This window comes from Wolbachia endosymbiont of Mansonella ozzardi, assembly GCF_020278625.1.
Taxonomy (GTDB): domain Bacteria; phylum Pseudomonadota; class Alphaproteobacteria; order Rickettsiales; family Anaplasmataceae; genus Wolbachia.
Map to the genome: position 1 here is coordinate 1 of NZ_JADAKK010000037.1, position 4,561 is coordinate 4,561.

Genomic DNA, 4,561 nt, shown 5'->3' on the forward strand with positions numbered 1-4,561 from the left:
CTACTATAAGTCCTTATCTTACCTCTCTTGGACTATTATGGGAAGGGCTATAAATTCGCTAATCGCAGGAGAACTTTTTAATTTACCGTTGGGATTTGGTATAACAATTGAAAAGTTTGATCAAGACTTAATCAAGAACTTTTTAAACAATATGACTGAAGACTTTCAAGTCGCACCGTTTCCACAATGTACTGGAATCTTGAGAGTCCTTACAAAGAACATCAACAATACTTTGCTTTTTAGTGGTAGTCTCAGGAATGGTTAAATCCAACATCCTGAATTGCAGTTAAGTCAGTAAAGTCTAGAATATTGTTCAATAAATGAATGAGTATGTCTTTATCTTTCTCAGTGGCAAATATTCTTTTAAAGTCATAATCATTGCACACATCAGGAAATTAAAAAAAGCCATGAGAAATTCACTTAGAAGGTATTAATAACTACATACAATTTCTTGCAAATACTCAATCTTTTTGTGCCTAAATTTTTAAGCTCTGGATATGTTGATCAAAAAAATACCTTATGTTTGCTCTTTAACGCACCTCTTGATGCATATCCTTCCACTTTTCTCTGGCAAAAATCCACCAACTTGTGCATTCCATAGGGTTTTATACACTCCATTTTTATCGAGCAATGCTTGGTGTGTTCCGTCTTCTACAATTTTACCTTGATCAAAGACTAAAATGCGACCCATATGCAAAAGTGTAGATAAGCGATGGGCTATTACTATTGTAGTTTTGCCTTGCATTAGCTCCCGTAGGGACTTTTGAATATCACTTTCAATCACAGAATCAAGTTGTGAGGTTGCTTCATCCAAAATTAATATAGGAGCGTTTTTTAAAATAGCTCTTGCAATTGCAATGCGTTGTCTCTGTCCTCCTGAAAGTTTTACACCTCTTTCTCCAACGAGTGATTCATAACCCTGGGGTAATTTTAAAATAAATTCATGGGCATGCGCACGTTTGGCAGCCTCTATCACTTTATCATCGCTAGCATCTGCTTTGCCATAGCGAATATTTTCCATCAAAGTTCTATGAAAAAGCGATGGATCTTGTGGAATCATTCCGATATTTTTGTGTAGAGAATCCTGGGTTACATTGCGAATATCTTGTCCATCAATTGAAATTTTTCCAGACTTAACATCATAAAGCCGGAGGATCAGATTCACAAATGTCGATTTGCCACTACCTGAATAACCAACAAGCCCTACTTTTTGACCAGATTTAATTATTATGGATTTGTTTTCAAATATTGGTTCTGCATCTTTATAGTAAAAATGAACTTGATTGAAAATAATTTCTCCTTTTTTTATGACCAGATCTGCTGCATTTGGCTGATCTTGGATTTCAGGAATCGCAGTAATTGTCCTCAAAGCCTGAGTAATCCTTCCCCACGATTTGTAAAATTGTGAGAAGTCTCTGGCTATCATCCAAAGAAAATTAGCTATTGCTATATTAACAGTCATGACGAAAGCAAAGTCTCCAGTAGTAATCAGTTCTTCTTCCCTTCCTTTAACTAAAAAATACAAGTTAAGTATTTGCATAATTATAAATGAAAAGCCATAGAAAGTAAAAATCCACGTATACAGCCACTGAAGTCTTTGCTCTGCTTTAACAGCTTCACTATGAGTAGCTTGCAAAGATAATCTTTCTTGGTATTTGCTGGCAAATAACCTTACAGACATGATATTTGAGAATACATCTACCATTTTGCCAGTAATGCTTGAGCCAAGCTCTGACCATACATCTGCAAGACGCGTTACCTTCTCTGCAAGCAGGAAAGAAGACAGAACAAATAGTGCTGACCAAGTCAACATCAATAAAGCAAAACTGATATTCACTTGCCATAAAAAATAAATTCCGATGCCAAGTGCAAATGCGCGACTCACAAACCTATCAATCGTAATTTGTACAATATCCGGAATATAATTTGTCAAATCATTAACCTTGTTGGCAAGACTGCCAGAGAAGTTATTTTGGTAGTAGCTATTATCTTGATTTAATAATATGACAATACTTGATTCAACAATGTTTTTACGGAGGTTAGGAATCATCTTAATTTCAAAAAAATAGTTGTATAGCCTGGCAATGCATTCAAGTAAAAGTAATATCAGTACGTAAGATATGGTAGGAGTTGCTATATTATAAAAAAGATTATCTGCAGCTGATGTTGAAGCACGATCTATAATAATTTTTATCAAGTACGGACTAAAGGAAACATCGACAGCCCAAACCAATGCTGCTAGTAATACTATTGTAATATGAAACAGGAACGGGTGCAGCATTTTTAGAATGAAAGATATGACCTGCTTTGTTGTGATATCATTCATTTGAACCACGCATAGAAATGCTAATCAATTTGAAAAACTTGTGCTACCTTGTATTATAGCAATCAAAAATAAAAAAGGGAAATGACTGTGCTCAACATACAAAATAAAACTCTACTCTGCAGGCAATGGATATTCTTAGTAGTATGTGCCTTGCTTGCTCTGGATTGCTGTCAATAATTGTCATTTTCTACTACTGCCTTTTATCTACTCTCTCATTCCTTCTGCACAATACACTTTTGATAATGCGTTGGTGATACACGTGAACTTGTCAATTTGGGTATGGATGTGCTCTATAATATCCCTGCTCTTTATCAGAAGTCTACAAAACACCAACAATTGGCTCAACTTTTTATGGATTATCTCAATCCTTTCCATGCTGCTAGTGTTCATATCCGCATTTGTTCCAAACACTTAAGCGATCAAAAGTAACTATATACCTGTATTACAAGGCAAATTGTTTTTATTTGAGCTCAGTTTGTTTATTATCAGCATATTGCAAATGCAGTATTCAGCTACATGTTAAATAAACAAGCTTCTTACCTTTCTGTTGAACAAATTGGGCTGGTCATTATACTTGTATCGTCATTTCTTTGCTTTGTTCTAGCCCAAAAAAATATGCCTACAGGTCTGTATCACTCAGATAAAAGTTTATTTTACGAGTATCTCTTCTGGGGAGACGGACACTTATTACAATTTGCCTTCGCTCAAGGAATGTTTTTAGTTTATTTGATAATAGTTTGCTTTTATCTCTGCTTAAAGGCAGGGCGCGTATCAACTAAGAAACGGAACTAAAAAAACTACTTAACAACCTTCGTCTTCATTCTTATTCATAGTATTGAAGCTATTATTTAGCTTCAGTCCGTATAGATTAAACAACAAAAAAACTCAATGTGATTGGCATCTTATGTTTAATTTTTTGCTATGTGCACCTCATGTCTTTATAAACTTTCAAGGTTTTTACCTAATATAAGCTAAAATGCATTTGTTAAAACGTTTAAGACAATAAAAAAATGCCAATTTATAAAGATAGATAGTAAATAACTAGCTAACGGGTTTTTTTTGCCTTTTTTTATTTGGTAAATTTTTTTAATGTTTATGACCAGTTGCAATTTATGAATTGGGTAGAATGTTGTCATTCCAGCGCGTGATGCTTGCATGATTAAGAGAAAACAGGAACCTAAACTGTAATTTTCGATTTAAACCAGTGATACAATTTACTTATTTTACCATCCTGGCCGAGCACTCTGGGACTATTTTTATAAAAAGTATTAACTATTAGTTTTATAGAACCTATGGCAGCAGAAAATACAGGATTCTTATCGTATTCGCAATTAAGGCCACTACATGACTTAGGGCATCCAATACGGACTTGCTTATTAAATATATAGCTTGCAATCTCTTTCATGCTTGTGAGCTGACTGGTTCCGCCTGTGATGACTACTTTGTTAATCGTGTCTTTCTGTTCCCGAAATTGCTCTTTTACTAGTTCAAGTATTTCTTCGATTCTCGGTCTTATAATGCCAATAAGTTCAGACTTGAGCACTTGGGTTGGCTCATCACTTTCATTATCTTGCACTGTGATATACTCGCTTTCATCTATTGAAGTCACGATAGTATTGCCGTATAGTATTTTTATGCGCTCTGCATGTTCTATACTTGTACATAACCCATAAGCAATATCTCGAGTGATATGAATGCCACCAATTGGAATGCTGTCTGCATATATAAGTTTCCCCCTTTTAAAAATTCCGATTGCAGTGTACCCACCTCCTATGTCAACAATGGCAGTTCCGAGCTCTTTCTCATCTTCACTTAGACAAGCAAGACCTGCAGAATATGAAGATGCAATACAGCCGGCCATACTTAGCCCACTGTTGTTGGTTACGCAGTTTTCAATATTGGTAAGCGCTGAACGAGAAGCAGTGACAACATTAACCTCAGCAGATAATCTTTTTCCATACAATCCACTGACTTCTTTTATGTTGGTCATGTCATCTAAGTGATATTTTAACGGTATATTGTGAATGATAACATTCCCCTCAATATATTTCTCAAACGTTTGAAAGACTACACGTTTTATGTCCCGGTCAGAGATTTTATGATTGGCTGCAATAATTTCATTATGCAAATTGAAAGATGAAATTCCACATCCAGCAATATTAATATATATCTGCTCTATAGTTTCCTCTGATACTTGCTCAGCCAGACCTATAGTTGATAAAATAGAGTAATTTG

Annotated in this window: 2 protein-coding genes and 1 pseudogene; all 3 read right to left on the reverse strand. The window is 35.0% G+C overall.

The window, feature by feature from the left end; all coding sequences use genetic code 11:
• Positions 1-193: 193 nt before the first annotated feature.
• Positions 194-386 (reverse strand): annotated as a pseudogene (locus IHO40_RS04025) (PD-(D/E)XK nuclease family transposase); the annotation flags it as partial.
• A 131-nt stretch (positions 387-517) separates the two neighbouring features.
• The gene (locus IHO40_RS04030; RefSeq protein ID WP_225536876.1) at positions 518-2,326 is read right to left on the reverse strand and encodes an ABC transporter ATP-binding protein; all 1,809 of its coding nucleotides are present in this window, start codon (positions 2,324-2,326) and stop codon (positions 518-520) included.
• 1,177 nt (positions 2,327-3,503) lie between these two features.
• Positions 3,504-4,561: cell division protein FtsA (gene ftsA, locus IHO40_RS04035; protein WP_225536877.1), on the reverse strand; the 1,058-nt coding region annotated here is incomplete at its 5' end.